Genomic DNA, 26,657 nt, shown 5'->3' with positions numbered 1-26,657 from the left:
CCAGGCTAGCGCCGGGCCGGGCCCGTCACGGGGTGGTCGTGGAGACGACGTAGACCTTGGGCTTCTCGGGGTCCGTGAGGTCGACCGTGATGTCGCGGCTGGGGCGCGGGTCGGCCTGCTCCAGGCTGGTTCCGTACCAGAGGGCGCGCGGGCTCCAGCTCCAGCCCGCGACCTCGGCGTCGTGCGGGGAGATCGTGACGTCCCCGGCGACCAGCGCGTCGCGGCTGGTGCCGACGGCGGCGAGGAAGGCGTCCAGGTCGGCCGGGGTCACCGCGAACTGCGTAAAGAGCCGGCTGGTGCGCCAGTTGTTGGTCTCCAGGAACCCGACCTTCCAGGCCTTCGCCGGGATCGGCACCTCGTAGATGCTGCGCTGCACCTTGGAGGGCCAGCCGGGGCGCACCTCGGACGCGCCGACCTTGGCGGCCTTGTCGCGGCCGCTCTCGCGGCTCTGCTGGGTGGAGATCGCCAGGTAGCCCGCGGGTACGCCGATCAGCAGCACGATGATGATCGCGGTGATCCAGCGGCGCTTGACCACGTGGCGGCGGTCCTCGGGGGTCGGCGGCGGCGTGCCGCCCTCGTCGGGGGCGGAGGCCTGGTGGGGCAGGGTGGGCGGGTTCACGACTGGTCCTGGTCCTCGGGTGCGGCGCTCTCGCGCCGGCGGCCCAGCTGGCCCAGCTGCGCGTAGCGCTCGTAGCGCTCGACCCGGCGGCGGGTGGCGCGGCGGAAGCGCCGGGCGACGAGCCGGGCGAGGTCGGCGGCGCCGACCATGCCCGCCTCGGGGCCGAGCTGGGCCTTGGCGATGCGGGCCTCGGGACGGTAGCCGCGGCCGGTGAGATGACGGCGGAACGCGTCCCGGGCGGGGCCGATCAGCAGGTCGTCGGCGGCGCTGACGCCGCCGCCGATGACGAAGCACGACGGGTCGAGGGCGGCGGCGAGGTTGGCGATACCGACGCCGAGCCACTGGCCGATGTCCTGGAGCAGCTCGACGCACATGGCGTCGCCCTCGCGGGCCAGCTCGGTGATGAGCGGCCCGGTGATCTCCGAAACGTTCCCGCCGACCTTGGCGATGATGTTGTACGCGACCGGGGAGTCGGCGGCGGCCAGCTCACGGGCCTCGCGCACCAGGGCGTTGCCGGAGCTGTACTGCTCCCAGCAGCCGCGGTTGCCGCACGGGCAGCGGTGTCCGCCGGGGACGACCTGCATGTGGCCGAACTCGCCGGCGACCCCGTACCGGCCGCGCTTGACCTGGCCGCCTTCGAGGATGGCCCCGCCGATACCGGTACCGAGCGTGATCATGACGAGGTGGTCCTCGCCGCGTCCGGCGCCGAAGCGCCACTCCGCCCACGCGGCGGTGTTGGCGTCGTTGTCGACCATCACCGGGACGGCGAGCCGGGACTGGAGGGCGTCACGCAGGGGCTCGTCGCGCCAGGCCAGGTGGGGTGCGAAGAGGACCCGGGAGCGGTCGGCGTCGACCCAGCCGGCCGCGCCGATGCCGACGGCGTGCACGTCGTGCCGGTCGGAGAGGTCCAGCACCAGTTCGACGATGGTGTCCTCGACGACCTTGGGGCTCTTGGACTTGTCCGGGGTCTCGGTGCGGAGCTTCTCCAGGATGATCCCGTCGGCGTCGACGACGCCGGCCATCACCTTGGTACCGCCGATGTCGATGCCGACGGTCGGGACGCGCGGGGCGGTCAGGTGCGACCGCCGCTCACGGGTGCCGATGGTGCGCAAGGCGGTGCCTCGCGCCGACCCCCGGTGGGTGAGCGTGAAGTCCCGGTACGTGCTCATCGAGTCGTGTCGTCCCTCGTGGGTGCGGTGGTGCGGGAAGCCTCGTCGGCTGCGTCCGCCGGTCCGGTGCGGCCGGCGCCGCGGGCCGTCGCGTCCGTGACGCCCGTCCCCGATTCTGCCACTCGCTCCAGTTCGTGGCTCAGTTCGTCGAGCTCCGAGCCGCCCGCCATCTGGCGGGTGAGCTCGTCGAGGGTGATCGAGTCGCGGGTGTGACTGCCCGCCATGGTGCCGCGTTTGAGCAGGACGAAGCGGTCTCCGACCAGGTACGCGTGGTGCGGGTTGTGAGTGATCAGGACCACACCGAGGCCGGCGTCGCGGGCCGCGGCGACGTACTTGAGGACCACACCGGACTGCTTGACGCCGAGGGCCGCGGTCGGCTCGTCGAGCACGAGGACCTTCGCGCCGAAGTAGACGGCGCGGGCGATGGCCACGCACTGCCGCTCGCCGCCGGAGAGGGTGCCGATGGGCTGGTCGACGTCGCGCAGGTCGATGCCCATGCGCAGCAGCTCGGCGCGGGTGGTCCGGCGCATGGACTCCACGTCGAGGCGGCGCAGGGGGCCGCGCCCCTTCGTCGGCTCGGAGCCGAGGAAGAAGTTGCGCCAGACGGGCATGAGCGGTACCACGGCGAGGTCCTGGTAGACGGTCGCGATGCCGTGGTCCAGGGCCGCGCGCGGGTTGGCGAGGACGCTCTCCTCGCCTTCGATCTCAAAGGTTCCGGCGTCGTGCCGGTGCAGCCCCGAGATGATCTTGATGAGGGTGGACTTGCCCGCGCCGTTGTCGCCGAGGACGCAGGTGATCTCACCCGCGGAGACCTCCAGGGAGACGTCCTGGAGTGCGCGGATGTTGCCGTAGTACTTGCTGACGCCCGTCAGCTTGACCAGGGCGGCCGCTGCGGCCGGGGGCACGGTGGTGGTTTTGCCGGTGGTCACTTGCTCGCCTCCGCCCGCTTGCGGACCCATGCGTTGAGCAGCGTGGCCAGCAGCAGCATCGCGCCGAGGAAGAACTTGAACCAGTCCGGGTTCCACTGGGCGTACACGATGCCGTTGCTGGTCATGCCGAAGATGAAGGCGCCGACCGCCGAGCCGATGGCGGAGCCGTAGCCGCCGGTCATCAGGCAGCCGCCGATGACCGCCGCGATGATGTAGAGGAACTCGTTGCCGACGCCCTCGCCCGACTGGACCACGTCGAACGAGAAGAGGATGTGCTGGCCGGAGATCCAGGCGCACAGGGCGACGCCCATGTACAGGCCGATACGGGTCTTCACGACGGGCACACCGACCGCGCGGGCCGCGTCGGCCCCGCCGCCGACGGCGAAGATCCAGTTGCCGGCGCGGGTGCGCAGCAGGATCCACGTGGCGACGGCGACCAGGGCCAGCCACCACAGGACGGTGATCTGGAGGGTGACCGGGCCGATCTCCCACTTCGAGGCGAAGACGGCGCGGGCGGAGGGGAAGCCCTCCATGTCGGCGATGGACTTGGTGGAGACCGTGCCGCTGATCAGCTTGGTGAAGCCGAGGTTCAGGCCGGTCAGCATCAGGAAGGTGCCGAGCGTGATGATGAAGCTGGGCAGCTGGGTGCGGGTCAGCATGAAGCCGTTGAAGAAGCCGATGGCCAGGGTGACCAGCAGGGACACTCCGACGCCGACCCAGACGTTGGCGGTCATCTGGTAGCTGAACATCGAGCTCACCAGAGCCGAGGTCGTGACCATGACACCCGCGGAGAGGTCGAACTCGCCGCCGATCATCAGCATCGCCACGGGGGCCGCCATGATCCCGATGGTGGAGGCCGAGTACAGGATCGTGCTGAGGCTGGAGGCCTGGAGGAAGGTGGGGGCGGCGATGGAGAAGAAGACGAAGACGGCGACGGCCCCGACCACCGCGCCCAGCTCGGGCCGCCCCAGCAGGCGGCGGACGAGGGAGGTCGGCGCGAGCCGTTCGTCCACGGCGGTGGCGGCGCTCATCGGCTGCCCCGCTCGATGTACTCCTCCAGCTCGGCGGCCTCGGCGGCGGTGACGATCTGCGGTCCGGTGAGCACCGGGCGGCCGCCGCCGAGCACGTCCGCGTTGTAGCGGTAGAGCCAGAGCAGGTCGACGGCCTCGTACCCCTGCAGGTAGGGCTGCTGGTCCACGGCGAAGCCGAGGGCGCCGGACTTGAGGTCGCGGGCCACCGAGTCGTTGAGGTCGAAGGTGTCGACCTCGGCCTCGCTGCCGGCGGCCTCCTTGGCCTTGACCGCGGTGGGGGCGAAGGGTGCTCCGAGGGTGAGGATCGCGTCGATGGACGGGTCCGCCTGGAGCTTGGCCTGGACGGCCGCCTGCACGGAGGGCATGTTGGTGCCCTCGACGTACAGGTTCTCCATCGTTCCGGAGAAGGTCTTCTTGGCGCCGGCGCAGCGCTGCTCGTGGCCGACGTTGCCCTGCTCGTGCAGGACGCAGACGGCCTTCTTGCGGCCGCGCTTGCCCAGCTCCGTGCCGACCGCCTCGCCGGCGATCGTCTCGTCCTGGCCGATGTGGGTGAGCGCCCCGTACGCGGCGGACTGGGCGGACCCGGAGTTGACCGTGACCACCGGGATGCCGGCCTTGACGGCCTTGGCGACGACGTCCTTGAGGGCTTCCGGCTTGGCCAGGCTGACGATGATCCCGTCGACCTTCTGGTCGATGGCGTTCTGCACGAACTGCGCCTGCTGCTGAGCCTGGTCGTCGTGGGCGTAGACGAAGTTGATGTTGTCCTTGGCCGCGGCCTCCTTGGCGCCCTTCTGGACGATGTCCCAGAAGGTGTCGCCGTCGCCCGCGTGGGTCACCATCGCGAAGGTCCAGCGCGGGGTGGAGACGGCGGGCCGGCCCGCCTCGGCGGCCTTCGCCCGCTCCTCGGCGCGCTTGCCGCCCGTACTGCTGCAGCCCGCGAGCGAGGCCCCCAGTACCGCCGCCGCGAGCACGGCGCCCACGACGCGTACCCCTGTCCGAACCCTAGCCACGTCGCCGCGCCCTTCCCTCGTCCGTCTCGTCCGTCGTCCCGGCTGTCATGCCGTCCGTCATGATTCGGTCATTCCGGTTTCAGCCGCCCAGTATCCGCCACAGTGGACCATGAAGGGCCATCGGGGCATGCATGCGCAGATCGCCGCGACGGGTTCGCAGATCAGCGCACGAAGATCGCAGAAACGATGCGAGCGGATTGACAGGTTCCCCCGGCGGGGCCAGGTTGAGTCCATGCGCATCGGGCTCATCGGAACTGGCCGGATCGGGTCGTTCCACGCGGCGACGCTCGCCCGCCACCCGGAGGCGGGCTCGCTCCTGCTCGCCGACTCCGATCCCGCGCGGGCGGCCCGCCTCGCCGACCGGCTCGGGGCCACCGCCGCGCCCTCCGTGGAGCAGGTCTTCACCTGGGGCGTGGACGCGGTGGTCGTCGCCTCCTCCACCGACGGGCACGCGGAACTGGTCGTACGGGCGGTACGCGGCGGGCTCCCGGTGTTCTGCGAGAAGCCGGTGGCCCCCGACCTGAACCGCACGCTGTCGGTGCTGCGCGAGGTCGCGGCCCTGGGCGGGCTGCTGCAGGTGGGCTTCATGCGCCGCTTCGACGCCGGCTACCTCACCGCCCGGGAGCTGGTCCGCTCGGGCGCCCTGGGCCGGCTGCACACCGTACGGACGACGACGGCCGATCCGGCGCCGCCGGCCGCCGACTACCTGGCGACCTCGGGCGGCCTCTACCGCGACTGCATGGTGCACGACTTCGACATGGTGCGGTGGGTGACCGGGCACGAGGTGGTGGAGGTGTACGCGGCCGGGTCGGACGCCGGTCCCCCGCAGTTCCGGCAGACGGGTGACGTCGACACGGCCGCCGCGGTCCTCACGCTGGACGACGGCACCCTGGTCACGGCCACCGGCACGCGGTGCAACGGCGCCGGCTACGACGTGCGGATGGAGCTGGCCGGGGAGCGCGACCAGGTCTCCGCCGGGCTGGACGACCGGACGCCGATCGCTTCGACCGAACCGCACGGGCCGCCGCCGGCGAGCAAGCCGTGGACCGGCTTCCTGGAACGCTTCGGCCCGGCGTACGAGGCGGAGCTGAACGCTTTCGTGCACCTGGTGCGCGGCGAGGGGGTCAACCCCTGCGACGGGCGTGAGGCACTGGCGGCGCTGCGGGTCGCGGAAGCCTGCGAGCTGTCGCGGCGGGAGCGGCGCCGGGTCCGGCTGGAGGAGCTCCCGGACCTGCCGGATCGGTGACCGGAACGATGACCGGATGGGTGACCGGAACGATGACCGGAACGGTGGGCAGGGCATCCGGCCACCCTACGGCGGTGATCGCCGGCTGACTGCGGCGCTTTCCGGCCACGATCAGGGTGCGGGCGCGGAGGCGACGGCCCGGCGGCCCCAGGCGGTACCGACGAGGACCAGCACGACGCCGGCGTGTCCGAGGGGGCCCAGGCGCTCACCGCCGAGGGCGATGCCCGCGACGGCGGCCCACAGGGGCTCGGTCCCCAGCAGCAGGCTGACCCGGGACGGCGAGGTACGCCGTACGGCCCACATCTGCACGAAGAACGCGAACAGGGTGCAGAAGACGGAGAGGAAGGCCAGTCCTGCCCACTGCGCGGGGCCGAAGTCCGCGGCGGCGGCCCAGGGGGTCGCGCCGGTCCCCGGTACGGCCGCCAGCAGGGCGAAGACGAGCACGGCGCCGCCGAGCTGCACGGTGGTCAGCGACAGCGAGTCGGCGTCCTGGACGGCCTCGACCCGGGCCATCAGCAGGACGTGCAGGGTCCGGGCGAGTGCGGCGCCGAGGATGAGCAGGTCACCGAGGCCGGGCGCGGTGAAGCCGGCCCCCTGGGTGAGGAGCACGACGCCGAGGACGGAGGCGGCGGCGGCCCCGAGAAGGGAGGCGGAGGGCGCCTTCCTGCGCACGGCGGCCTCGGCGAGCGGGGTGAAGATCATGGTCAGGCTGATGATCAGCCCGGCGTTGGTGGCGGAGGTGTGGACGACCCCGTACGTCTCCAGCAGGAAGATCCCGCCGAGCACCAGCCCCAGCAGCCCGGCGCCGCGCAGCTGGGCGGGGGTGAGCGCGCGCAGACGCGCCCACCCGGCGACGACCAGCACCGGCAGCACGAGCGCGAACCGCAGCACGAGCACGGCGATCACGGTGTGCGCGGTGGTGATCCCCTTGGCGGCGAGGTAACTGCCGCCCCACACGACGGCGACGGCCAGCACGGGCAGATCGCCGGTCCAGGCAGGGCGGGGTGCGGCTTGCAGGGCGGGCGGGGCGACGGCCACAGGAGGTCTCCGACATCACTGGGGAGGTGGAGACGTCGGCGGCTCGCACGGTTGCGGGGCACACCGTACCGGAGCCGATCATGCGGGGCGACCCGTTTCCGGGCCGTCCGCCTCCGCCCCGTAGCATCGGGTCCATGGCTGATCTCTACGCCGTGGACCTGGCGTTCGACCTGCTCGACAGCACGCCCGACGCCGTGCTCGCGCAGGTGCGCCGCCAGCTGACGGGGGACGGCCTCCTCTCGCCCCGCGGCCCGGCGTGGCACGTCGGCGGGATGCTCGTGGGCGAGTTCGGCCCGGCGGAACACGACGGCTGGGCCCTGACGGCCCGCCAGGAGATCCACGAGGAACAGCTCCCGGCCCTGGAGGACCTCCTTCTCCTCCTGACCCCGCACATCCGCCCGCCGGGCCCGGTCGGCCGCATCCGCCACCACGCACACGAGGCCCCGGACCTCCTGGTCCTCCGCGAGGGCCGCGTGGTCCAACTGGCCCTGGACCGGCGGTAGGCCGCGGGCGGTTCCGCGCGGCGCCCCACGGCGCCCGGCCCGAGAGCGGGCCCTCCGCCCCTGCGGTGCGCGCCGCGGACCTCTGCGCGCGTGGACCCGATCCCTACGCGCCGACGGTGCCGAAGGAGGCCCGTCCGGTCGGCCGGTAGGTGTGGATGGCCGTCCCGACGGGCGTCGTACGGGAGGCCGTCAGCGCGTAGGCGGTCGGCAGCCCGCCGGTGGGGAACAGCCGGCGCCCGGCTCCCAGCACCACGGGGAAGACCAGCAGGTTGATCTCGTCGACGAGGTCCCGGGCGAGCAGCCACTGCGCGAGCTGCCCGCTGCCGTGCACCTGGAGCTCTCCGCCCCCGTCCAGCGCGTCTTTGACCCGGACGATCTCGCTCTGCAGGTGCTCCCCGTCGATCACGGTGGCCGGCCCCCAGGCCGGCTCCTCGAGGGTGGTCGAGGCCACGTACTTCGGCAGCCGGTTCAACCCGCCCGCCACGGGATCGGCGGGGTCGTCGTGCTCCGGCCAGTAGCCCGCGAAGATCTCGTACGTCTTCCGCCCGAGCAGGAAGGCCCCGGCCCGGCCGAACACCTCGGTGATGAACTCCCCCATCCCCTCGTCGACGTACGGCGCGGCCCACCCGCCGTACTCGAACCCGTCGCTCCGGTCCTCGTCCGGTCCGCCGGGCGCCTGCATCACGCCGTCCAGCGTCACGAAGGTGGTCAGTGTCAGCTCGGCCATACCTCTGCGCTCCTGTCTCAACGGTCTACGGGTTCAGACTCCCGCCCCCACCACAACTCATCGCGCCGCCACGCATGACCCCCACCCCGTTTGTGTGCCGGGGAACGCCGGGTCGGATTCCTGCCAGCGGTGGAGGACTGGGGGCTATTTGATTGAACCGGCAACCAAACGATGCGGGAGGACGTGGAACATGGACAGGAACGCGGTGGCGCTGGTGACCGGGGGGAGCCGGGGGATCGGGGCGGCCGTCGCCGTGCGGCTCGCCGAGGACGGGGCGGATGTCGCGATCACGTACGTCAGCGATGCCGCGGCCGCGGCGCGGGTGGTCAAGGCGGTGGAAGCGCTCGGGCGGCGGGGCGTCGCGCTGCGGGCCGACGCGGGGGACGCGGCGGAGGTCGCGAACGCCGTCGGGGAGACCGTACGGCGGTTCGGGCGGCTCGACGTGCTCGTGAACAACGCCGGGGTCGGGGCCGTCGGACCCCTGGAGGCCGTCGAGTTGACCGATGTCGACCGGGTGCTGGGCGTCAATGTGCGGGGCGCGTTCCTCGCGGCCCAGGCGGCCGCGGCGCGCATGCGGGAGGGCGGCCGGATCATCACCATCGGCAGCTGCATGGCGCAGCGGGTGCCCGGGCCGGGCGGAGTGCTCTACGCGACGAGCAAGGCCGCGACGATCGGGCTGACGAAGGCTCTGGCGCGGGAACTCGGGGGCCGCGGGATCACCGCGAACGTCGTGCATCCGGGGCCCGTCGACACGGACATGAACCCGGCGGACGGACCGTACGCGGGGCCGCAGGCGGCGATGACGGCGCTGGGCCGCTTCGGGAGGGCGGAGGAGGTCGCGGACGTGGTGGCGTTCCTCGCCGGGCCGCGGGCGGCCTACGTCACGGGCGCGGAGTTCGCGGTGGACGGCGGCCACGCGGCGTAGCCCTCGCCGGGCGTGCGGGCGGATCCTGGCCCGGGGGGTCCGGGGGTCCGGGGCGAGCCCGGACCCCCGGGGCGAGCCCGGACCCCCGGGGCGAGCCCCGGCCTCCGGGAGCCCGCACCGGGTGGCCCCCACACCCGGACACCTCGCGCCGGTGGACCCTGAGCCCCTGAGCGGTCCCGGACCGCAAGGGTGCCCTCCAGGCCAATGCAGTCGCCTTGCGGCCGAGTCCCACAGCTACTGGGCTGTCTCGGTCAACCGCTGGCTCCGACGAAGTTCGTTCACCGCATCTGCCGCTTCCCTGCGGACCTCGGGGTGGGGGTGGCGAAGGAACCGCTCGACGATCGGCAGTGCTGCCTGGTCGTGAGTCGAACCGAGGACTGCCAGGACGTAGGCCAGGAGCAAGGGTTCGAAGTTGTCCGCACCGACGGTGAGCGGCTCCACCACCCGGTAGGGAATTTCGTAGTGCGTGGAGGCGGTGCAGGCTGCGTGCAGCGCGGACTCCCGCACCGGGTAGCCCTCATCAGACAGCGCGACCGCGACCAGGCGCTCGACGGCCCCCTCGGCGTCTTCCGGCGTCAGGCGGCCCGTCTCCAGGACGTCGCTGACGAGATCGAGGCAGAGGTCCCGACGGCCCGCATCGGAGCCGTTCAGCTCCTCCCAGGCCGATTCGACCAATGCAGTCAGGCCCTGGTATCCGTCCACGGTCAGAGCATAGGAGACGGTCGCCGCCCGGTCTCAGTCAGGGCGGTGAAGCGGCCGCGACGTGCGGGCCCCGGGGGTGTCGGCCCCCGGGGCGGTCACGGTGCGGGTCAGCCGCCCAGTTCCTGGTGGCGGGCGGTCAGCGCGGCCGCGCCGGCCTCCGTCAGGGAACCGAAGAGGCGCAGGCGGGAGAAGCCGCCGTCCGGGTAGATGTCGATGCGCACGTGCGTGCCCACCGCCGGGGTGTCCAGCACGAACCGGTGGTTGGTGTCGGGCTGCAGGCGGGTGCGCGGCAGGAACTCCTGCCACTCGCCCTCCTCGCCCGTCTTCACCGACAGCGAGGCCCAGCCGGCCGAGTTGCCCTTGAGGTAGGCGGTGTCGATCTCGACGGCGCGGATCTCGGACTCGGTGACGAGCTGGTAGCGGATCCAGTCGTTGCCGTTGTCGCGGCGGCGGGCGGTCTCCCAGCCGTCGTCCATCTTGCGGGAGCGGCCCGGGTTGATGGTGTTGGTCGGCGGGGAGTAGAAGCGGTTGGAGGCGTCCTGGACGGAGCCGCCGTTCTCCAGGGCCACCACGTCGAAGGAGCCGAGCGCGGCGAGCCACTTGGGGTCGGGCAGGACCTCGCCGTGGACGCGCAGGCGGGCGATGCCGCCGTCGGGGTGCTGGTTGACGCGCAGGTGGGTGAAGCGCTGCTCGACGTCGACCTCGAAGCCGTTGGCGGCGTGGCCGCCGACCGCCGTGCGGGGTACGAGGGTCGTCCACTTCACGTCGTCGCCCTGGAGCTCCTCCGGGGTCGGCGCGAGCGCGCCCTCCCAGTTGGTGGCCTCGATGGAGACGGCCTGCGGCATGTTGCCGCGGAAGTGGGCGGTGTCGACGACGATGCCGCGGATGACGCCAGGGGCGCCGAGGCGTACGAGGGCCCAGTCGTGGTCCTCGGGGGTGGGCCAGGGCTGGGTGGCGCAGACGCCGCGGCGGCGGCGGGTCTCCCAGCCGTCCATGACCTTGCCCTTGTGGCCGAAGTCCTCGGGGTCGAAGTGCGCGGCCTCGGAGATCAGGAGGTTCTCGCGCTGGGCGAAGAACTCGTCGTTGGCAGCGATGACACCGGCGCCCAGCTCACGGGCGGCGAGGTTCGCGTACTGCGTGAAGGGGAAGTCCGCGGTGCGGTAGTCCGCGTACGGGTCGCCGCCTCCGTACGGGTTCGCGTTGCCGGTGAAGGATTCAATCGCCACTGGTCAGTTCTGCCTTTCGAGGAGGAGGCCCGTGGGCTCGGTCGGGGTGCCGTGGTCGGCGATCTGCGTGCCGCGCAGCCAGGTGGACTTCACGACGCCGTGCAGCGTCTTGCCCGCGTACGCCGTGACCTGGTTGCGGTGGTGGAGTTCGGCCGGGTCCACAGTGAACGTTTCTTCGGGGGCGAGTACGGCGAAGTCGGCATCGCGGCCGGCCTCGATCGCGCCCTTCTGCGCCAGCCCGGCGAGGGCGGCCGGGGCGGCGGACATCCAGCGGACGACGTCCTCCAGGGTCCGGCCCCGGCGGCGCGCCTCGGTCCAGATGGCGGGCAGGCCCAGCTGGAGGGAGGAGATGCCGCCCCAGGCGGTGGAGAAGTCGCTGGTCTTCAGGTCCGCGGTGGAGGGCGAGTGGTCGGAGACGATGCAGTCGATGGTGCCGTCCGCGAGCGCGTCCCACAGGAGGTCCTGGTTGGCGGCCTCGCGGATGGGCGGGCAGCACTTGAACTCGCTCGCGCCGTCCGGCACTTCCTCCGCGGTGAGGGTGAGGTAGTGCGGGCAGGACTCGACGGTGATCTTGACGCCCTCGGCCTTGGCGGCGGCGATCAGCGGCAGCGCGTCCGAGGACGACAGGTGCAGTACGTGGACGCGCGCGTCCAGCCGCTTCGCCTGGGCGATCAGGTTGCCGATGGCGGTGTTCTCGGCGTCGCGCGGCCGGGAGGCCAGGAAGTCGGCGTACTTGGGGCCCGGGACCACGGGGGCGGCGTCGAGGTGGTGCGGGTCCTCGGCGTGCACGATCAGCAGGCCGCCGAAGCCGGTGATCTCGGCCAGCGAGGTGGCGAGCTGCTCCTGGTCGAGCTCGGGGAACTCGTCCACGCCCGAGGGCGACAGGAAGCACTTGAAGCCGTAGACGCCCGCGTCGTGCAGCGGGGCCAGGTCCTTGACGTTGTCCGGGAGGGCGCCGCCCCAGAAGCCGACGTCCACGTGCGCCTTGGCACGGGCGACCTCCTGCTTGACGCGCAGGTTGTCGACGGTGGTGGTCGGCGGGAGGGAGTTGAGCGGCATGTCGAGGATGGTGGTGATGCCGCCGGCCGCGGCGGCGCGGGTGGCCGTCCAGAAGCCCTCCCACTCGGTGCGGCCCGGGTCGTTCACGTGGACGTGGGTGTCGACCAGTCCGGGGAGCAGGACGTCGTCGCCGAAGTCCTCCAGCCGGGCTCCGGCCGGTACCTCGGCGTCGTGTGCCAGCACAGCCGCGATCTTCCCGCCGGCGACGGCGACCGAGGCGGCGCGCGTCCCCTCGGGGGTGATGACGCGCGTCGAGCGCAGTACCAGTTCCACAGCCGCGTCGGCCACCGGAACCTCCCCATCTACTTCCACAGAGCGAAATTCAACGTTCTGTTGACGGAGTCTTCCCGGCGATCCGTACCCAGTCAAGAGCGCCCGGACGGACCGCTGACACACCGACACCGCAATTGGAGGTTTCCACAGGATGGAATTAAGATTTCGCCAGACAGAATGTAGCTACCACCACCGGGACGTGGGCGGATAACTTCCGGAGGACGTCCACCACCAGGACAAACCACCTCTGACCGGCGGCGACGGCCCCGACCCCAGCACTAGGGCCGACGCCGGCCGCCGGGTAGGCTGCTCCCTTGCCTGCCAGCACCGAAAGGACCGCGCCGTGCCGACGTCCAGCGCCAGCACCACCGACGCTTCCTCAAAGACCCCTGCCGCCAGCGGTGGCGTCCAGTCCCTTGAGCGCGCCTTCGATCTGCTCGAACGTATGGCCGACGCCGGGGGCGAGGTCGGCCTGAGCGAACTCTCCGCCGCCAGCGGTCTGCCTCTGCCCACGATCCACCGCCTGATGCGCACGCTGGTGGCCTGCGGGTACGTACGCCAGCAGCCCAACCGACGGTACTCCCTCGGCCCCCGCCTGATCCGCCTCGGCGAGTCCGCGTCGCGCCTCCTGGGGACCTGGGCCCGCCCCTACCTCGCCCGTCTGGTCGAGGAGACCGGCGAGACGGCGAACATGGCCCTGCTCGACGGGGACGAGATCGTCTACGTCGCCCAGGTGCCGTCGAAGCACTCGATGCGCATGTTCACCGAAGTCGGCCGCCGGGTGCTGCCGCACTCCACCGGTGTGGGCAAGGCCCTGCTCGCCCACACCCCGGCCGACGAGGTACGGGCCCTCCTCGCGCGCACCGGCATGCCGGCGGCGACCGAGAAGACCATCACCACGCCCGAGGGCTTCCTGGAGGCGCTGGAGCAGGTCCGCAGGGTGGGCTACGCGGTCGACGACAACGAGCAGGAGATAGGAGTCCGCTGCCTCGCCGTGTCGGTGCCGAACTCGCCGACCGCCGCCGCGATCTCCATCTCCGGCCCGGCCGGCCGCGTCACCGAGGCCGTGGCCGAGTCCTTCGTCCCGATCCTCAAGAACGTCGCCGACGAGCTGTCGGTGGCGCTGGCCAACCAGAGCCCGGCGTAGGCAGTACGACGCAAGCAGGCAAAAGGCACGAAAGGCCCCGGTGTCCCTCGGAGCGAGGGGGACCGGGGCCTTGCCGTGCCCGCGGCGGGCCTTCCCGTGCCCGCGGCGAAGCCTTCCCGTGCCCGCGGCGAAGCCTGGCCGTGCCCGCGGCGGCCCTTGCCCGCCCGCCGCTCAGGGCGTCCGCAGCACCCCCCGGGCCGTCAGCCGGCCGTCGGCCATCGTGACCGTACGGTCCATCCGCTCCAGGTGGGCGTGGTCGTGGGTGACCAGCACGGTGGCCGTGGACCGCTCGCGCGTCAGGGTGACCAGCAGGTCCAGCACGGCCGCGCCGCGCTCGTGGTCGAGGGCGCTGGTGGGCTCGTCGACCAGCAGTACGGCGGGCTCGTTCATCAGCGCCCGGGCGATGTTGACGCGCTGACGCTGGCCGCCGGAGAGCTGGTGGGGACGCTTGTCGGCCTTGTCGGCCAGCCCCACCGCGTCCAGCAGCTCCAGCGCCCGCCGGCGCAGGGCCTTCGCGGGCCGGCCCGCGACGTGCGCCATGACCTGGAGCTGCTCGGCGGCGGTCAGCGACGCCAGCAGGTTCGGCTGCTGGAAGACGATGCCGATCTTGTCCCGCCGCAGGGCCGACTTCTCTGCGGGGCCGAGCAGCGTGGTGTCCTCACCCGCGACGACGACCCGGCCCCGGTCCGGGGTGACGAGGGTGGCGGCCACCGCGAGCAGGGAGGACTTGCCGGAGCCGGAGGGGCCGATGACCGCCGTCAGGGTTCCGGCGGGCACCTCCAGGCCGACCGCGTCCAGGGCGGTGAGCCGGCCCTCCCCGTCGGGGTAGGTGAGCGTGGCGTCGTGGACGAGGAGGGTCATCGGGCGCTCCCGAGGGCGGTCAGGGGGTCGACGGCGGTGATCCGCCGGATGGACAGGGCCGCACCCAGCGCACCGAGCGCGATCATGATCGCGGCGGGGACGAGCACCGTGGCGGTGTCGAGGACGAAGGGCACGTCGCCGCCGATTCCGCCGCCGACCAGCGCGCCGAGGCCGGCGGCGAGCGCGGTGCCCAGCCCGGTGCCGATGGCGAGCATCACCACGGCCTGCCCGAGGGCGTCGCGCAGCAGGTACGGGGTGGAGGCGCCCAGGGCCTTCAGGACGGCGACGTCCGCGCTGCGCTGGATGGTCCACACCGTGAAGAAGGCCCCTATGACCAGGGCCGAGATGGCGAAGAGGAAGCCGCGCATCAGCTGGAGCGAGCCGTTCTCGGCCTGGTAGGAGCCTATGGCGCCCAAGGCCTCGTCGACGGTCTGCGCCCGGGTGGCCGCGGCCCGGTCGGCGGCGGCGAGGTCCAGGCCACTGCCGGAGACGGCGACGACGGTGGCGAGGGTGTCGACGCCGGTACCGGGGTTGCCGATGCGCTGCCAGTCGTCGAGGTCCATCCAGACGACCGGGGTGTGGCTGTGGGCGGCGGTGCCGGCGACGGCGGCCACGGTCAGCTCCAGCGGGCCGATCCTGAGCCCGGCTCCGGCGGTGAGCCCGCCCAGCTCCTTCGCCGCCTTCTCGGCGAGGACCACCCGGCCCTGTGCGAGGCCGGCGTCCCTCGGGGCGAGCCCGCCGGCCGGGTCCACGCCGAAGACCGAGACCGCCGCGGTGCGCTCACCCGAGACGGCGTTGGTGGTGCGGATGCCGAGGGGCTCCGCCGACCGCACCCCGGGCTGCGCCCGCCAGGCCAGCCACGCGGACCGGGGCACCTGCGAGTCGGTGAAGGACACCTTCTGGTCCCCGGCGGGCGCGGCGAAGGCCAGGTGCGAGGCGGGCAGGCCGGTGACGGCCGAGACGTTCTCCCGGGCCAGGCCGGCGGTGAGCCCGGACAGCAGGCCGACCAGCAGCGTGATCAGCAGCACGACCGAGCCCACCAGGGCGAAGCGGCCCTTGGCGAACCGTAGATCTCTCCATGCGACGAACATGCCCCCACCTTGGTCTTTGCCGTGCGCAGAGGGCATCGCGCCGCAGGACGGACCCCCGTGTCGAAGGGCGGACCCGGACATCGAACTTTCGATTGACCGGGGCCGTCCCGGACCGCTCTACGCTGGTCGGAACATGACTGCTGCCGCTCCCCCCGCCCCGCCCGGCGCCTGCGCGCCCCCCGCCCTGCCCGGCGCCTGCGCGCCCCCTGCCCCGCCCGCCGCCGCCCGGTCCCTGACTCCCGTGTCGAAGGTCCTGAAGCTGTGCCTGCACGCCCTGTTCCTCGGGCTGCTCGCACTGTCCGCCGGCCGGGCCGTCACCGATGCCGCGCCCCGGGCCGGCTGGGTGGTCGCCGCCTGCGCCCTGCTCGTAGCCGTGTACGCGGCCGGCGTACGGGCGCCCGCCGTGCACCGCTCGCAGCGGGCGGGCGCGCTGTGGCTGGCCGGGCTCGGCGCGGCCTGGGCCGGGCTGCTGGCGGTCTCCCCCGACGGGCTGTGGACCGCGTTCCCGCTGTACTTCCTGGAACTGCACCTGCTGCGGCTGCGCTGGGGTGTCGCGGCCGTCGCGGTGACCGCCTGCGCCGCCATCGGCGGCTTCCTGGCGCACAGCGGCGCGGTGACCCCGGGGGCCTTCCTGGGGCCGCTGCTGGGCGGGGCCGTGGCCGTCGCGACCGTGCTGGGCTACCAGGCGCTGTACCGCGAGAGCGAACACCGCCGGGAGCTGATCGAGGAACTCATCACGACGCGGGCCGAGCTGGCCGCGGCCGAACGCGGCGCCGGGATCCTGGCCGAGCGGGAGCGCCTGGCCCGGGAGATCCACGACACGCTCGCGCAGGGCCTTTCCTCCATCCAGTTGCTGCTGCGGGCCGCCGAGCGGGCGCTGCCGGAGGGGGCCCCGGCCCTGCCGCACATCGCGCGGGCCCGGGAGGCCGCGCAGGACAACCTCGCCGAGGCGCGTCGCTTCGTACGGGCCCTCACGCCGCCGGACCTGGAGCACGGCTCGCTCGCCGCGGCGCTGGAGCGGCTGTGCGCGGCGGTGCCGGGGCCGCGGGTCCGGTTCTCGCTGAGCGGCCGGCCCCGGGTTCTGCCCACCCCGTACGAGGTGGCGCTGCTGCGGATCGCCCAGTCGGCGCTGGCCAACGTGGTGCGGCACGCCCGGGCCGGGCGCGCCGAGATCACGCTGACCTTCATGGACGCCTCGGTGACACTGGACGTGGTCGACGACGGCGACGGCTTCGACCCGTCGTGGGGGGCGCCGGGCCCGGGCGGCGGTTCCGGCTCCGCCGACGGGGGCTTCGGGCTGCCGGCGATGCGCTCGCGCGCGGAGACGCTGGGCGGGCTGTTCACCGTGGAGTCCGGCCCGGGCCAGGGCACCGCCGTGGCCGTGACCCTGCCGCTGCCGCTGGAACACCTGGAGTACACGGAAGCCGTGGAGGCCCTGTGACCGTCCGTCTCCTGCTCGCCGACGACCACCCCGTGGTCCGGGCGGGCCTGCGCGCGGTGCTGGACACCGAAGCGGACTTCGCGGTGGTGGCCGAGGCGGCGACCGCCGAGCGGGCGGTGGAGCTGGCCGCCCGGGAACCGGTGGACGTGGTGCTGATGGACCTGCAGTTCGGGACCGGTATGCACGGCTCCGAGGCGACGGCCCTGATCACGGCCCGCACCGGCGCCCCCCGGGTGCTGGTACTGACCACCTACGACACGGACGCGGACATCCTCGCGGCGGTGGAGGCGGGCGCCTCGGGCTACCTGTTGAAGGACGCTCCGCCGGAGGAGTTGGCTGCGGCCGTGCGCACGGCCGCCGCGGGCCGGTCGGCCCTGGCCCCGGCGGTGGCCCTGCGCCTGATGGACCGGATGCGGACGCCGGCGGAGGCGCTGACGAAGCGGGAGCTGGAGGTGCTGCAGCTGGTGGCGGACGGCCTGTCGAACCAGCAGATCTCCAAGCGGCTCTTCCTCAGCCAGGCCACGGTCAAGTCCCACCTGGTCCACGTCTACGCGAAGCTGGGCGTCGAATCCCGCACGGCCGCGGTGGCGGTGGCCGCCACCCGCCGCCTGATCCGTACGCCGTGACGCGGCCGGGGAGGCCTGACGTCCCGTGCCGGCGGGCCGGACGCCCCGTGCCGGCCGCCGGACGGCCCCTGCGGCGGCCCGGTGTGCGTGGACGGTGGGCGGGTGGGCAGGCGCCCCTCGGCAGCCCGCACCGCCCGACGGAGGGAGAGGCGCATGAGCCCGCTGGTCCCCCAGGACCCCGAGACGCTGAAACAGCACCTCGCCCGTGAGGTGCGAGCCTTGCGGGACGCCGCCCGGCGCGGGGCCGGGGTCCGGCTCGACGAGGGTCCCGCACCTGCCGGGGCCTCCGTGCGGGAGGAGGACGCGCGGCCCTGCTCGTGCGGCTCCGGAGGGCCGGGCCACGGCGGCTGCGACCCGGACGAGGGGCACGCCCCGTGGGCGTGCGTCTGCGCGGCCCTGCCCGCCATTCCGCTGTCGGCCGCGCTGTTCACACCCGTACGCGACGAGCACGGGGTGACGGTCGACTTCACGGTCGAGGCGGGCAACCACGTGCGTGCGGCCGAGTGGCTGGAGGCCCCCGACCGGCACATCGGCCGGCGGCTGCTCGAAGTCCAGCCCGGCGCGGCGGTGGGCGGGCTCATCGAGGCCCTGGGCTCCGCGCTGGACACCGGGCGGGCCCTGAAGGCGTACGCCCTCGACTACACGGAACAGCGCAGCGACGGCCTGCACCGCACGAAGCTGCTGTACGACGCCTCGTCCTGTGGCGGCAAGGTGCTGGCGACGTGGCGGGCGGCCCACAGCCGCGGGGAGCTGCTCTCGCTCGACGCCCAGTACATCGCGTCCATGGGGTGGGGCACCTGGGACCTGCTGTCCGGAGAGGTGGTCTGGTCGGAGGGGTTGTCGTCGATCTTCCGCACCGATCCGGCGCGCCCCCTGGCCCTCGCCGAACTGTGCGACACGGTCCTGCTGGAGGACGTACCGCGCTTCGCGAAGTTCCTGGTGGCGCTGGTGGACGGGGAGGAGCCGTCGGGGACCGAGATCCGCTTCAGCGTGCTCGGGGAGGTCCGCACCCTGCACCTCGTGGGGCATCCCGTGATCGCGACCGACGGGCTCCCCTGGTCGGTGCACGTCATCGCCCGTGATCTGACGTCGCAGGTCCGCAGCCGCCAGCGGCTCGCCGCGACGCGCAGGCAGTCCGACCGGCTGCGGGAGGAGGCGGCCGCGGAGCGGCGGGTCGCCTCCGCCCTGCGGGAGGCGCTGCTGCCGACGCTCTGCGCCGAGCTGGCCGAGGCCGGCCTGTCCGTCGCGGCCGCCTACGTACCGGCGGAGGCGGACGCGGCCGTGGGCGGGGACTGGTACAAGTGCAGGCCGCTGCCGGACGGCCGGGTCCTGCTCGCGATCGGCGACGCCTGCGGCCACGGCCTCGGCGCGGTGGCCCGGATGGCGCAGCAGCGACACGCGCTCGCGGGTCTCGCGCACGCCCCCGGGACCCACGCGGGCCAGCTGACGACCTGGCTCAACGAGCTGCTGTGCGCCGACCCCGCCGCCGAGACGGCGACGGGGATCATCGGGCACATCGAGGCGGAGCGCAGGTTCCGCTGGGCGTGTGCGGGCCACCCGGCGCCGCTGCTGCTGCGGGACGGCGCCGCCTCGGTGCTGGACACGGAGCACCGCGGTCCGCTCTTCGGGCTCCTGCCCGGGCACGAGTACGGCACCGCGACCACGGACCTCCGCCCGGGTGACCTCCTGCTGCTCTACACGGACGGCATGGTGGAGCGCCGGGGCGAGGACATCGCCGACAGCGTCGACACCTTGGGCAAGGTGCTGGCGCGGTGCGACGGGCTCGGTCCGCAGGACACCCTTGACCGGATCCTGGACGCGTACGCGTCCGACGAGCACGAGGACGACACCTGCCTGGTGGCCCTCGGCGTCAGCTGACAGGCCGGCCGCCGCGGAACCGGCGGGACGGGCGCCAAGGGCTGTCCCGGGACAGCCCTTGGGACGTGTCGTCAAAGTCCCGACTGGCGGGCGGGGCCTGGCAGGCACGCCCCGCCCTTCGGGCGGCCGACGCCACTTTGACGACGCTCCCTAGGCCACCCAGTACGGCCGGTCCACCGACGGGGGCAGCGGGGCGCCGTCGTGGAAGGCGGTCGCGAGGCGGCGTACGCCCTCGTCCAGGCGGTCGGCGGGGAGGGTGTACGGGATGCGGAGGCGGTGTTCGAAGGTGCCCGGGTCCACGCCGAAGCGGGCGCCGCGGCCGATGTGCACTCCGGCGGCCGCGGCCCGTTCGGCCAGGGCGGAGCTGACCGGTTCCCCGAGGTCGACCCAGAGCGAGAGGCCGCCCGGCGGTATCTGCCAGGTCCATTCGGGGGTGTGCCGCTGGAGGGAGGCCACCAGGGCCGCGCGCCGGCTCCGTAGCTCGGCGAGCCGTGCGGGCAGGGTGCGTTCCATTCCGTCCAGCAGCGGGAGTGCGACGAGCTGGTCGAGGACGGAGCCGGTCATGTCGGCGGAGACCCGTACGGCCGTCAGCTCGGTGATCATCTTCGCGGTGGCGCGGACCCAGCCGACGCGCAGGCCGCCCCAGTGGGTCTTGCTGAGCGAGCCGATGGTCACCACGTGGTCCGCGCCGCCGCGCGGGGCCAGGGATGCAAGGGGGGCGGGGGCGGGGACGTCCAGGGCTATGTCGGCGATGGTCTCGTCGACGACCAGCCAGGTGCCGGTGCGCCGGGTCGCCGCGAGCAGCCGCAGCCGCTCCTCGTCGGGCATGAGCGCGCCCGTCGGGTTGTGGAAGTCGGGGATCACGTACGCCAGCCTCGGCACGGTCTGGCGCAGCGTGGACTCGGCGATCTCCATGTCCCAGCCGGTGTCGGAGACGGCGATCGACCCGGTGCGCAGGCGGGCGTGGCGCAGGGCGTCCAAGGCGTTGGCGTAGGTGGGGTTCTCGGTGACGACCCGGTCGCCGGCGCGGCAGAGCAGGCTGACGACCAGGGCGAAGGCTTGCTGGGCGCCGGAGGTGACGAGGATCTGCTCGGGGCGGGTGGGCAGGCCTCGCCGGGTGAAGCGTTCGGCGACGGCGGTGCGCAGGTCCGGCAGGCCGAACGGGTGGTAGCCGGGGGTGCGGGCGGCGTCGGGCAGCCGTGGTGCGGCCCAGGTGAGGGCGTCGGCGAGGGTGCCGTCGGGGGCGCCCATGGCGGCGATGGCCAGGTCGATGCCGGGATCGCCGTCGGCGCTGTAGCCGCCGGCGCCGAGGAGGGCGTGGGCGCCGACGGGGCGGTGGCCTTCGGGAAGCTCGGTCCAGGTGCCGGAGCCGCGCCGGCTGCGGACGTAGCCGCTCTCACGCAGCAGGTCGTAGGCGCCGGTGACGGTGGCCCGGCTGGCACCGACGGCTTCGGCGAGTTCGCGTTCGGCGGGCAGCCGGACGTGCAGGGCGATCCGGCCGTCGAGGATCAGGGTGCGGACGGCGTCGGCGAGCGCCCGGTAGCCGGGGCGGGCCAGCACCTCGGCAGGGAGCAGCGCGGCGAGCTGGCGGCTGCCGATGGTTCTGTCCGCTGTCTGGACCACTCGCCCGTTCGCCATGCCAACCTCCCCTGATTGGCTCTGACGGCCAGGCCAATCGAGGACCAGACTCGCGGTATTGGCCCCCGATTGGCAAGGAGACGCCGAGATGTTGACCGACCGTGACGAACGTGCCCTGCTGGCCGCCGCCGAGAACCGGATCGCCCGTCCGGTGCGGATCGGGGCGGCGCTGGCCTCCGTACGGCGCACCCTGGCGCGGCGGCCGCAGGACCGCACGCAGGAGCGAGAATCGGTGGCATGCCGGCCAACACGCACTCCGACGACCCGCACTCCGATTCACCCGTGATCGCGGGACTGCTCCTGGCCGCCGGCGGCGGCCGCCGGCTGGGCGGCCGGCCCAAGGCCCTGCTGCCCTACCGCGGCCGCCCGCTGGTGGAGAACGCCGTGCGGGTGCTGCGGGAGGCGGGCTGCGGTCCGGTGCACGTGGTCCTCGGCGCCTCGGCGGCCGAGGTCCGCGAGCGCGCCGATCTGAGCGGCTGCGTGGTCGTGGACAACCCGGACTGGGCTGAGGGGATGGGTTCCTCGCTGAGGGTCGGCCTCGCCTCCCTGGCCGGCACGGGCGCGGGTGCGGCCCTGGTCTCCCTGGTGGACCAACCGGGCATCGGCCCGGCGGCGGTGGCCCGGGTCCGGGAGGCCTACCGCTCCCGAGCGAGCCTGGTGGCGGCGGCGTACGGCGGGGAGCGCGGGCATCCCGTGCTGTTCGGCGCGGACCGGTGGGAGGACATCGCGGCGACGTCGACCGGCGACAAGGGCGCGCGGGTCCACCTGGCGCGCCACGCCGGAGAGCTCATGCTGGTGGAGTGCTCGGACGTCGCGGAGGCCTTCGACATCGACACGCCGCCCGACCTGGCACGACTCGTCTGAGCACCGCGTGACGGCAGTGGCACTGAGGGCCACCGAAAAGTGGAATCTGTCGACTCAGAGAATCTCGACGTCAACAAACCATTGAACTTCCACCATGAGGAAATTACTATCCACTGGTCAGAAGCGCCCTGAACCCACAGACGGCGCCCGCGACCGTATTTCGGAACTCTCCACACCCGACGGCACTGCGTGCCGTCTCGCGCGAGCATTCCCCGCGGCCGCCAGGCACCGCCGCTGAAGGAGTGACAGTTATGTCCGCACCAGCGCCGTCCCCGCTGGCCATCGTCGATGCCGAGCCCCTGCCGCGGCAGGACGAAGTCCTCACCGAAGCGGCCCTCGCCTTCGTGGCCGAGCTCCACCGGCGGTTCGCCCCCCGCCGCGCCGAGCTCCTCGCCCGCCGCGGCGAGCGCCGTGCCGAGATCGCCCGGACCTCCACCCTCGACTTCCTCCCGGACACCGCACAGGTCCGCGAGGGCGACTGGAAGGTGGCGCCGGCCCCGGCCGCGCTGAACGACCGCCGTGTGGAGATCACCGGTCCGACGGACCGGAAGATGACCATCAACGCCCTGAACTCGGGCGCCAAGGTCTGGCTCGCCGACTTCGAGGACGCCTCGGCTCCCACCTGGGAGAACGTCGTCCTCGGCCAGCTCAACCTGATCGACGCCTACGAGCGCCGCATCGACTTCACCGACGCCCGCACCGGCAAGTCGTACGCCCTCAAGGCCGCCGAGGAGCTCGCGACCGTCGTCATGCGCCCGCGCGGCTGGCACCTGGAGGAGCGACACCTGCAGTTCGAGGGCGGCCCGGCCTCCGGCTCGCTCGTCGACTTCGGGCTGTACTTCTTCCACAACGCCAAGCGCCTGATCGACCTCGGCAAGGGCCCGTACTTCTACCTCCCGAAGACGGAGTCGCACCTGGAAGCGCGCCTCTGGAACGACATCTTCGTCTTCGCCCAGGACTACGTCGGCATCCCGCAGGGCACCGTCCGCGCGACCGTCCTGATCGAGACGATCACCGCCGCGTACGAGATGGACGAGATCCTCTACGAGCTGCGCGACCACGCGGCGGGCCTGAACGCGGGCCGCTGGGACTACCTCTTCTCCATCGTGAAGAACTTCCGCGACGGCGGCGAGAAGTTCGTCCTGCCGGACCGCAACGCGGTGACGATGACCGCGCCCTTCATGCGGGCCTACACCGAACTGCTGGTCCGCACCTGCCACAAGCGCGGCGCCCACGCCATCGGCGGCATGGCGGCCTTCATCCCGTCCCGCAAGGACGCCGAGGCCAACAAGGTCGCCTTCGCGAAGGTCAAGGCCGACAAGGACCGCGAGGCGGGCGACGGCTTCGACGGCTCCTGGGTCGCCCACCCCGACCTGGTCCCGATCGCCATGGCCTCCTTCGACGCCGTCCTCGGCGACAAGCCCAACCAGAAGGACCGGCTGCGCGAGGACGTCTCGGTGGCCCCGGGCGAGCTCATCGCGATCGACTCCCTCGACGCGAAGCCGACGTACGAGGGCCTGCGCAACGCGGTCCAGGTCGGCATCCGCTACATCGAGGCCTGGCTGCGCGGCCTCGGCGCCGTCGGCATCTTCGGTCTGATGGAGGACGCGGCCACCGCCGAGATCTCCCGCTCTCAGATCTGGCAGTGGATCAACGCCGGCGTCGTCTTCGAGAACGGCGAGAGGGCCACCGCCGAGCTGACCCGCGAGATGGCGGCCGAGGAACTGACCGCCCTGCGCGCCGAGGTCGGCGAGGAGGCCTTCGCGGCCGGCAAGTGGCAGCAGGCCCACGACCTCTTCCTCAAGGTCTCCCTGGACGCCGACTACGCGGACTTCCTCACGCTCCCCGCATACGACCAGCTCGTCGGCTGACACCCCGGATCCGGCCGACACGCACAGCGGCCCGACCCGGGCCGGCTCCGCCCCCGCTGCCCACGGCACGGGGGCGGAGCCGTGTCCGCCGCCCCCGCCGCCCTCGGTCAGCGCTTGCGCTTCACGCGCAGCCGCGCGTTCTCGATGAGCGCCCGGGCGTGGTCCGGCGGCCGCCGGTTCGGGATCCAGCCCCGGTCGAGGGCGGCTTCCAGGGGGCTCCAGCTGCGCGAGGGCCTCCACCGCCCCGTCGTACTCCAGCAGTACGGCGCCCAGCAGAAGGCACGCCTCCAGCGTCTCCGGGGCCTGCGCGCCGAGCAGGTCCGTACGTCCGGCCACCACCCCGCGCAGCAGCGGGGCCGCCACCTCCCCGGTGCCTGCGCTCGCCCGGAAGGGTGGTCATTGTTGCACAGGGCGCACGATCTGCGGACTGCCCGTCGACTGAGCGGCACAGAAGGCGAGTTGGCCTGCGCACGAGGGGCTGGGGCCCGAACGACCGATCGGTTGTTACTGGTTCGTAACTTGCACGTACCTAGCGGTAACAAGCGGGCCCGTGTCACCTTTCCGATGCCACCGGCCGGCGGTACCCCCACTTCCCAGCCACACGAACGGCAACGCGGGCGATGCGCTCGTTGCCGACTTCGGCGTGGCCGAACGCAGGAGTTCCGCAGTGATCGGATTCCGCAACGTCAGCAAGGACCGGGACGCCAGCCGGGTGCGACGACTGGCCTGTGCCGCCGTGACCGTGCCGCTCGCCGCCGGCGCGCTGCTGGCCGGCGGTCCCGGGACCGCCGCCGCCGCCCCCGGGACCGGGCCCACCGCCGTGGTGTCCATGGGCGACAGCTACATCTCCGGTGAGGGCGGGCGCTGGAAGGGCAACAGCCTGACCAACACCGGCAGCCGCAACGGCACCGACCGGGGCTGGGTCAGCGGCAGCACCTACGACCCCGCCAAGGTCTACGGGGCCACGGCCGGAGGCTGCCACCGGTCCGACTCGGCCGAGGTGCGCAGCGCCGGGGCGATCGCCGACGTCGCAGTGAACCTCGCCTGTTCCGGGGCCGTCTCGCAGAACGTGTTCCGCGCCTCCAACGGCGGCGTCTCCTACAAGGGCGAAGCCCCACAGGCCGATCAGCTGGCCGCGGTGGCCGCGAGCCACAACGTCAAGGTCATCGCCCTGTCCATCGGCGGCAACGACCTGGGCTTCGCCGACATCATCAAGGACTGCGCCCTCGACTTCGTCATCTGGAACTCGTACTGCTACGACGACCAGCAGTACGGCGTCGACCAGAAGATCGACGCCGTCATGGCAGACGTCGGCAAGTCGGTCGACGAGGTCCGGGCCGTGATGCGTGCGGCCGGCTACGCCGACTCCTCCTACCGGATCGTGCTCCAGTCCTACCCGTCGCCGATCCCGCGCGGCGCCGAGAACCGGTACACGCAGAGCGACTGGAGCCGGCTCAACACGGGCGGCTGCCCCTTCTGGAACCGGGACTCGGACTGGGCGCGCGACTCCCTCGTGCCGCAGATCGCGAACCGCATCAAGGGGGTCGCCGCCGCCAAGGGCGTGCAGTTCCTGGACCTGCGGGACATGCTCCAGGGCCGCGAGGTGTGCGCGAAGTCGAGCAAGCTGGTGAACTCCACCGTTCCTGCCTCGGCGACGACGAGCGAGTGGGCGCGCTGGATCGACAACAACGAGTCGCAGGGACTGGTCCAGGAGTCCATGCACCCCAACTACTTCGGCCAGCTGGCCGCCGGCCGCTGCCTGGCCCTGGCCGTGGTGCAGCCCGCGGCCTCCGCCTCCAGCTGCAAGAACTCGGCGGGCGGCGATCACACCGGCATGTTCCTGACCTCCGCGCCCTGAGGTCCGCGCCCTTGAGGTCAGCGCTCCAAGGGCCCGGCCGCGAAAACCGGATGATCGACAGCGGTACGGGCTGGCATGCTCTCGCGCATGGCAGCCCGCACCGTACGTCCCAGCCTCTACATCTCCGTCGACATCGAGGCCGACGGACCCATTCCAGGACCGTATTCGATGATCAGCTTCGGGGCCGCGGTCGCCGGCCGGCAGGACGGGCACGCGTATACCGCCGCCGACCCGGAAGAACTCACCTTCTACCGGGAGTTGCGGCCGATCAGCGACGCCTACGTGCCCGAGGCGCTGGCCGTCAGCGGGCTCGACCGCGACCGGCTGGTCCGGGAGGGCGCCGATCCGGTCGCGGCGATGGACGAGTTCCGGGCGTGGGTGCGGAAGGTGTCCGAGGGTGCCCAGCCGGTGATGTGCGGCTATCCGGCGTCCTTCGACTGGACGTTCCTGTACTGGTACCTGATCCGGTTCGGCGGGGACAGCCCCTTCGGCCACTCCGGCTGCCTCGACATGAAGACCCTCTACGCGACGAAGGCGCGGGTGCCGCTGCGGGCAGCCGTCAAGGGGCGGATGCCCCGTGAACTGCTGTCCCGGCGGCGCCACACGCACCACGCACTCGACGACGCGATCGAGCAGGCCGACCTGATGAGCAACCTGATGCTCTGGCGGCCCTGACCCGGCACGCCGTCACCGGACGTACGGGCGCACGGCGGTCCGCCCGTACCCGGACACGGCGGTGGGGGGGGGCCCCCCCCCCCCCGGGGGGGGGGCGCGCCCCCCCCCCCCCCCCGCCGCCGCCCCCCCCCCCCCCCCCCCCCCCCCCCCCCCCCCCACGGCCGTGGCACCGTGGGTGCCGGAGACGCCGGGCGGACTCGGTTCGAAGATGGTCCCGTGAGCTGATCCGGGACGTGTACGGGCAAGGAGG

General features: G+C 73.0%; 25 protein-coding genes. 12 read left to right on the top strand and 13 right to left on the bottom strand.

Features of this window, described 5'->3' with window-relative positions:
• Positions 1-25 precede the first annotated feature (25 nt).
• The 5 genes from ACZ3X1_RS16505 to ACZ3X1_RS16485 are packed head-to-tail and all read right to left on the bottom strand — an operon-like array spanning position 26 to position 4,758.
• Entirely contained in the window at positions 26-619 is a 594-nt protein-coding gene (locus ACZ3X1_RS16505; protein ID WP_030822441.1) for a hypothetical protein, read from the bottom strand.
• On the bottom strand, positions 616-1,788 hold the full coding sequence (locus tag ACZ3X1_RS16500) for an ROK family glucokinase (protein ID WP_467280073.1): 1,173 nt from the start codon (positions 1,786-1,788) through the stop codon (positions 616-618). The genes ACZ3X1_RS16505 and ACZ3X1_RS16500 overlap by 4 nt, the downstream gene beginning before the upstream one ends.
• Positions 1,785-2,747, bottom strand: coding sequence for an ATP-binding cassette domain-containing protein (locus ACZ3X1_RS16495; protein WP_356811113.1), 963 nt, complete (start codon positions 2,745-2,747; stop codon positions 1,785-1,787). Before ACZ3X1_RS16495 ends, ACZ3X1_RS16500 begins: the two co-directional genes overlap by 4 nt.
• On the bottom strand, positions 2,714-3,748 hold the full coding sequence (locus ACZ3X1_RS16490) for an ABC transporter permease (RefSeq protein WP_467280072.1): 1,035 nt from the start codon (positions 3,746-3,748) through the stop codon (positions 2,714-2,716). The genes ACZ3X1_RS16495 and ACZ3X1_RS16490 overlap by 34 nt, the downstream gene beginning before the upstream one ends.
• Positions 3,745-4,758: a sugar ABC transporter substrate-binding protein gene (locus tag ACZ3X1_RS16485; protein ID WP_356811111.1), complete on the bottom strand. Its 1,014-nt coding sequence runs from the start codon at positions 4,756-4,758 to the stop codon at positions 3,745-3,747. The genes ACZ3X1_RS16490 and ACZ3X1_RS16485 overlap by 4 nt, the downstream gene beginning before the upstream one ends.
• 232 nt (positions 4,759-4,990) lie before the next feature.
• On the opposite strand from ACZ3X1_RS16485, the gene ACZ3X1_RS16480 reads away from it, so the two are divergent.
• Complete coding sequence (locus ACZ3X1_RS16480; RefSeq protein ID WP_356811110.1) at positions 4,991-6,004, top strand: Gfo/Idh/MocA family protein; 1,014 nt, start codon at positions 4,991-4,993, stop codon at positions 6,002-6,004.
• 111 nt (positions 6,005-6,115) lie between these two features.
• Here the strand turns inward: ACZ3X1_RS16480 and ACZ3X1_RS16475 are convergent, their stop codons facing one another.
• Positions 6,116-7,042: a DMT family transporter gene (locus tag ACZ3X1_RS16475; RefSeq protein WP_467280071.1), complete on the bottom strand. Its 927-nt coding sequence runs from the start codon at positions 7,040-7,042 to the stop codon at positions 6,116-6,118.
• Between the two features lie 134 nt (positions 7,043-7,176).
• Between ACZ3X1_RS16475 and ACZ3X1_RS16470 the strand changes: the two genes are divergently transcribed.
• The gene (locus ACZ3X1_RS16470) at positions 7,177-7,545 is read left to right on the top strand and encodes a hypothetical protein (RefSeq protein WP_467280070.1); all 369 of its coding nucleotides are present in this window, start codon (positions 7,177-7,179) and stop codon (positions 7,543-7,545) included.
• Between the two features lie 103 nt (positions 7,546-7,648).
• On the opposite strand, the gene ACZ3X1_RS16465 is transcribed toward ACZ3X1_RS16470, so the two are convergent.
• Entirely contained in the window at positions 7,649-8,272 is a 624-nt protein-coding gene (locus tag ACZ3X1_RS16465; protein WP_356811107.1) for a dihydrofolate reductase family protein, read from the bottom strand.
• A 190-nt stretch (positions 8,273-8,462) separates the two neighbouring features.
• Here ACZ3X1_RS16465 and ACZ3X1_RS16460 point away from each other — a divergent pair, with 190 nt between their 5' ends.
• The gene (locus ACZ3X1_RS16460) at positions 8,463-9,197 is read left to right on the top strand and encodes an SDR family oxidoreductase (RefSeq protein ID WP_467280069.1); all 735 of its coding nucleotides are present in this window, start codon (positions 8,463-8,465) and stop codon (positions 9,195-9,197) included.
• 234 nt (positions 9,198-9,431) lie between these two features.
• Here the strand turns inward: ACZ3X1_RS16460 and ACZ3X1_RS16455 are convergent, their stop codons facing one another.
• The 3 genes from ACZ3X1_RS16455 to allB form a co-directional block, all read right to left on the bottom strand.
• Positions 9,432-9,899: a HEAT repeat domain-containing protein gene (locus ACZ3X1_RS16455; RefSeq protein WP_467280068.1), complete on the bottom strand. Its 468-nt coding sequence runs from the start codon at positions 9,897-9,899 to the stop codon at positions 9,432-9,434.
• A 107-nt stretch (positions 9,900-10,006) separates the two neighbouring features.
• Positions 10,007-11,125 (bottom strand): allantoicase, encoded by a 1,119-nt coding sequence (alc, locus tag ACZ3X1_RS16450; RefSeq protein WP_362629790.1) that lies wholly within the window; start codon positions 11,123-11,125, stop codon positions 10,007-10,009.
• 3 nt (positions 11,126-11,128) lie between these two features.
• Positions 11,129-12,472 (bottom strand): allantoinase AllB, encoded by a 1,344-nt coding sequence (allB, locus tag ACZ3X1_RS16445; RefSeq protein ID WP_356815612.1) that lies wholly within the window; start codon positions 12,470-12,472, stop codon positions 11,129-11,131.
• Positions 12,473-12,800: 328 nt separating this feature from the next.
• Here allB and ACZ3X1_RS16440 point away from each other — a divergent pair, with 328 nt between their 5' ends.
• Positions 12,801-13,604 carry an IclR family transcriptional regulator gene (locus ACZ3X1_RS16440; protein ID WP_356815611.1) on the top strand — a complete coding sequence of 268 codons (804 nt, stop codon included), beginning with the start codon at positions 12,801-12,803 and terminating at the stop codon, positions 13,602-13,604.
• A 171-nt stretch (positions 13,605-13,775) separates the two neighbouring features.
• Here ACZ3X1_RS16440 and ACZ3X1_RS16435 read toward each other — a convergent pair whose 3' ends face one another.
• Positions 13,776-14,465 carry an ABC transporter ATP-binding protein gene (locus ACZ3X1_RS16435; protein WP_390073830.1) on the bottom strand — a complete coding sequence of 230 codons (690 nt, stop codon included), beginning with the start codon at positions 14,463-14,465 and terminating at the stop codon, positions 13,776-13,778.
• Complete coding sequence (locus tag ACZ3X1_RS16430) at positions 14,462-15,556, bottom strand: ABC transporter permease (RefSeq protein ID WP_467280067.1); 1,095 nt, start codon at positions 15,554-15,556, stop codon at positions 14,462-14,464. Before ACZ3X1_RS16430 ends, ACZ3X1_RS16435 begins: the two co-directional genes overlap by 4 nt.
• 133 nt (positions 15,557-15,689) lie before the next feature.
• Between ACZ3X1_RS16430 and ACZ3X1_RS16425 the strand changes: the two genes are divergently transcribed.
• The 3 genes from ACZ3X1_RS16425 to ACZ3X1_RS16415 all read left to right on the top strand — a co-directional run bounded on the left by ACZ3X1_RS16425 (position 15,690) and on the right by ACZ3X1_RS16415 (position 19,501).
• Positions 15,690-16,997 carry a sensor histidine kinase gene (locus tag ACZ3X1_RS16425; RefSeq protein WP_467280066.1) on the top strand — a complete coding sequence of 436 codons (1,308 nt, stop codon included), beginning with the start codon at positions 15,690-15,692 and terminating at the stop codon, positions 16,995-16,997.
• Complete coding sequence (locus tag ACZ3X1_RS16420; protein ID WP_467280065.1) at positions 16,994-17,623, top strand: response regulator; 630 nt, start codon at positions 16,994-16,996, stop codon at positions 17,621-17,623. The genes ACZ3X1_RS16425 and ACZ3X1_RS16420 overlap by 4 nt, the downstream gene beginning before the upstream one ends.
• Positions 17,624-17,776: 153 nt before the next feature.
• Positions 17,777-19,501 (top strand): PP2C family protein-serine/threonine phosphatase, encoded by a 1,725-nt coding sequence (locus tag ACZ3X1_RS16415; RefSeq protein WP_467280064.1) that lies wholly within the window; start codon positions 17,777-17,779, stop codon positions 19,499-19,501.
• 150 nt (positions 19,502-19,651) lie between these two features.
• Here ACZ3X1_RS16415 and yczR read toward each other — a convergent pair whose 3' ends face one another.
• Positions 19,652-21,139: a MocR-like transcription factor YczR gene (gene yczR, locus ACZ3X1_RS16410; protein ID WP_467280063.1), complete on the bottom strand. Its 1,488-nt coding sequence runs from the start codon at positions 21,137-21,139 to the stop codon at positions 19,652-19,654.
• A gap of 88 nt (positions 21,140-21,227) precedes the next feature.
• Here yczR and ACZ3X1_RS16405 point away from each other — a divergent pair, with 88 nt between their 5' ends.
• The 5 genes from ACZ3X1_RS16405 (at position 21,228) to ACZ3X1_RS16385 (ending at position 26,407) form a co-directional block, all read left to right on the top strand.
• Entirely contained in the window at positions 21,228-21,425 is a 198-nt protein-coding gene (locus tag ACZ3X1_RS16405) for a hypothetical protein (RefSeq protein WP_467280062.1), read from the top strand.
• Entirely contained in the window at positions 21,377-22,003 is a 627-nt protein-coding gene (locus tag ACZ3X1_RS16400; protein ID WP_362629766.1) for a nucleotidyltransferase family protein, read from the top strand. The genes ACZ3X1_RS16405 and ACZ3X1_RS16400 overlap by 49 nt, the downstream gene beginning before the upstream one ends.
• Positions 22,004-22,254: 251 nt before the next feature.
• A complete protein-coding gene (aceB, locus tag ACZ3X1_RS16395) occupies positions 22,255-23,874 on the top strand; it encodes a malate synthase A (protein WP_467280061.1) in 1,620 nt (539 codons plus the stop codon).
• 667 nt (positions 23,875-24,541) lie between these two features.
• A complete protein-coding gene (locus ACZ3X1_RS16390; protein WP_467280060.1) occupies positions 24,542-25,732 on the top strand; it encodes a GDSL-type esterase/lipase family protein in 1,191 nt (396 codons plus the stop codon).
• 87 nt (positions 25,733-25,819) lie between these two features.
• Entirely contained in the window at positions 25,820-26,407 is a 588-nt protein-coding gene (locus ACZ3X1_RS16385; RefSeq protein WP_356816003.1) for a 3'-5' exonuclease, read from the top strand.
• Positions 26,408-26,657 lie beyond the last annotated feature (250 nt).

The sequence above is a fragment of the Streptomyces sp. NPDC023541 genome, from assembly GCF_055559995.1.
The sequence above is the reverse complement of the archived record's forward strand: the minus strand, read 5'-3'. Positions and strand labels throughout refer to the sequence as shown.